Genomic DNA, 3,426 nt, shown 5'->3' on the forward strand with positions numbered 1-3,426 from the left:
TTCGTGTCCGGCCTTTCTCGCTGCATGCACCCCGGTCAGGGGATCGAGTGATGCATGTTCCGGATCTGCAACAATCCCACCCTCCTCCTCAATTCTTCGGATAACATCCGGGATGGGGGTGGTACTCACAAGGCCTGACATTCTGCCCCCAATTCCTTGTGCCATAGCAGACCGGGTGACAACAACCGTGCCCGCCCCGTCACAGGCGATGACGGCAGCGTCGATATACCGGCTTTTCAGAGCCGAACTGATGATCTCGGATGCACCAAACCCGACAAATACCTCATCTGATATCAGTTCCCGGCCGGGGGTACACATACCAAACGAGTCTATCCGGTTCTGAATATTCTTTGTAATGGCCTGTGGTGTCATCTCCGTAACCGGGCATGCAAACCGGCGGGCGAGCGGGCATTCACGAATAACGGGTTTTCCTACCTCTACGACTCTGCCATCCCTGACGACAACTCTGCATCGTCCGGCTGCTTCGAGTACATGTTCATCCATGGTTTATCTCCTGAAAAGAACGATCACAAATCCAAGACCCAGAAGGATAATGAGGGGTGCCGGTCCTGATTTTTCAGTAGGGATCGGGGTCGGCGGGGCGGGAAGGGGGGTTCGTTTTGGAAGGGGTGTCATATCTTCTCCTTGCACCTGATCACCGGTCTCTCCTGACCAGGTACTGTCGCCTGACACGGGGACTGCGGTATCACTCGTCACCAGTGTCGGCGTCGGAGTCGGTTCTTGTGAGGATATCGTCGGCTCGGGTGTTGCGGGCACTGTACTGAGCGATTTCAGGCTGATATTATCTATAAATCCCTCAGCCTTTCTCCCGTTCTGTCCTTCGCCGACCGAGGTCAAGAAGAGATGGGTAAACTCTTCCATCTTCCCGGTTACCGTCACAAAATGACTAAAGAGCGGGGTGTTATTACCAGGCTTTGTAACAGTCATGCTGACGCGTTTTTCAACCGGATACCAGGTAATCCTGATATGATACCCCTCTCCATCCGTAAATCTGACTGTTTTACCGCTGTAATTTGCCTTTCCAGGAATTGAGAACGTCTGTGAACGAAGATTCTCTTTTGAGATGGCAATAAGGGAAAATGCATGTTCACCGTTCTGGTTATTCAGTTCTGCAAGGACAAGCGGGCCTTTCTGGCTGTCATACCCTTCTGTTCCCAGTCCAAACCGGAATGAACTCTGCTCTTCGGTCAGAACCGGCAGAACGTCAAATTCGAGGGTAAAGGGGCCGGTACATGGTGCAGACAGTGGATAATACGCATAGGATCCAGTCCCCCCTGTTATCTGGTAATGGTACCTGCCGGTCTGGTTGTCAGGATAAAATGATGAAAGACTGTTTGTCTCCCAGCCGGTTGCATCCGTAAAATCTGTTTCATACAGAACCGTATCTGCATGAGCAAGGCACGGATATACGAACAGCACAGAAAGAAGGATGATGAGGAATGAAAATAATTGTCGGGGATCTGACATAGGTGTGTGCCTATGGTATCGTATGCCAAGAATGAAAGGTTACCGATCCCCCGGCCACCGGCTGCCCCTTGATCACCCGATGGTCATCTCAGTAATCCCTCCCTGGAAGTTCATACTCTGGGCTGATTTCTGGTAGAAGAACCTGCCGGCACTGTCCGGCCCGATTCCTGAGAAGGTGAATTTTGGACTTTCAACATATTTGTACGGTTCAGAGTTGATGTAAAGGGTCGTATAGGGATCTCCTCGTGGAATCGTAATGTTCAGGGTTGAGGAGTAACTGTCAAACCCGCCGATTGAGAAACTGTTGACCGGACCCCGGGCCAAGGTCTCACCGTTCTTTACCAACGTGATATCATTGAAATTGAATGCCGTAAACCGGTTCTTATCGGTAGATATGGTCCCGTCAGAGGATCCGGATCCATAAATGAGCTGGATCAGATCTCCTGGTTCAAAGGTATAGATCTTCCCTGCAATCTTCATGGAACTTGCCGGATCTGTCACCCTGAGCCTGACATACCCATCCGGAACCAGGGCCCCGTTCACACTGCCGGTCAGATATACATCCATCTTTGTCGGAGCTGTGACATTAATACCGGTCTCATGGGAGTATTTGCCGGTTCCGTAGGCATTGGTGACCCTGAGTGTAACATTATACTGACCTGCCTGCTGGAAGATATGCACCGGGTTCTTCTCAAACGACTGGGTCCCGTCACCAAACGACCACTCCCAGCTCTTCGGGTTGCCGGTGGAGAGATCAGTAAACTGTACGGTAAGTGGTGCCTGGCCGCCTGATGGTTCGGCAAGGAACTTTGCGACCGGTGGTGACCCGATCACAATAAAGTCCGCGGCAGTTCTACGGTTTGACCCGTAGGCGTTGCTCACCAGGAGGCTCACCGTGTATGATCCGGGGACAAAGTATGTATGAACCGGGTTTTGGAGCGTTGAGGTTGATCCATCCCCAAAGCTCCAGAGATATTCTGATACCTGCCCATAGCTCAGGTCATGGAACGTTACCGTCAGGGGCGGGTCTCCAACCCTGGGTTCAGCAGTAAAGTCACTGACGGGAGGCTGGAATGGATTTGCATCCTTCAGACTGACCGGGATATTGGTCGGGAGCGGCGTCGGAGTAACCGGCAGGACCATCTCAACCGGCAGTGGCGTTGCAGATATTACCGGCGGGGGCTCAAGTCGTGCCTTGTCAATCAGGATACTCTCTCCCTTATCAGTCACGTACATCACCTCAACAAGACGCGGAGCATCAGGAGACGGATAGTAAAACTGAATCCGTTCCCCCGGTGACCATGGCCAGGTCCCTCCCTGAAAATTCATATTCGAGTTTGGCTGGACATCCCCGTTCACCTTGACAATGAGCCGATCTGATGGGAATGAATCACCATTGACATGCTGCATTACGATGGAATCGCCTTCGCCTTCAATACTAATCGTAGCCTGTGGAATCCGTTCAGGAATAGGATTCCAGATAACCAGAATCACACCAAGAAGAAACAGTACAACCATGACCACGGTCAGGATCACAATCGTCTGTATCTGTGTCATTGCGTGTTCTTTTTTCATTGCCACACCATTCCGGTTCCTCACCTGTCTGCACCCCCGCATAGAATACCTGTATACATGCATTATTCGCCGGTTTAAAAATATTCAAAAGGGATTGGTAACCTCGTACGATTCAATGCCACCCCTGAAGGAAAATCCTGCACCGTCCTGTATGCTGAAGAGGAATTTGCCGGTTGAATCCACCCCGACATTATGCAGAGTCACCATCTGGCCTGGCTGTGCCGCAATTGCAGGTATTCCGTTGACAAGTCCTTTCAGACCAGGTTCGCGGGCAATAATCCTGATGGTGATATCGGCCGTTGCAATCTGCTCATACTGGTTAATATTGATATTTGTCAGCCACCCGGTTTCATACTCCTGATC

General features: G+C 51.3%; 4 protein-coding genes. All 4 read right to left on the reverse strand.

Annotated features, from left to right (window positions below):
- Positions 1–504, reverse strand: a 504-nt coding sequence (locus tag PLA23_RS11675) for a methanogenesis marker 8 protein (protein WP_324475290.1), incomplete at its 3' end; no start/stop codon positions are given.
- A 3-nt stretch (positions 505–507) separates the two neighbouring features.
- A complete protein-coding gene (locus PLA23_RS11680; RefSeq protein ID WP_324327906.1) occupies positions 508–1,488 on the reverse strand; it encodes a hypothetical protein in 981 nt (326 codons plus the stop codon).
- A gap of 72 nt (positions 1,489–1,560) precedes the next feature.
- Entirely contained in the window at positions 1,561–3,105 is a 1,545-nt protein-coding gene (locus PLA23_RS11685) for a PKD domain-containing protein (RefSeq protein ID WP_324475291.1), read from the reverse strand.
- A gap of 42 nt (positions 3,106–3,147) precedes the next feature.
- A partial coding sequence (locus tag PLA23_RS11690; protein WP_324475292.1) for a hypothetical protein occupies positions 3,148–3,426 on the reverse strand: 279 nt, incomplete at its 5' end.

The sequence above is a fragment of the Methanospirillum sp. genome (assembly GCF_035406105.1).
GTDB lineage: Archaea > Halobacteriota > Methanomicrobia > Methanomicrobiales > Methanospirillaceae > Methanospirillum.

Excerpts from the sequence above, each read along its gene's own strand:
- PLA23_RS11685 (WP_324475291.1), bottom strand. The coding sequence starts at position 3,105 with ATGCGGGGGTGCAGACAGGTGAGGAACCGGAATGGTGTGGCAATGAAA.
- PLA23_RS11680 (WP_324327906.1), bottom strand. The coding sequence starts at position 1,488 with ATGTCAGATCCCCGACAATTATTTTCATTCCTCATCATCCTTCTTTCT.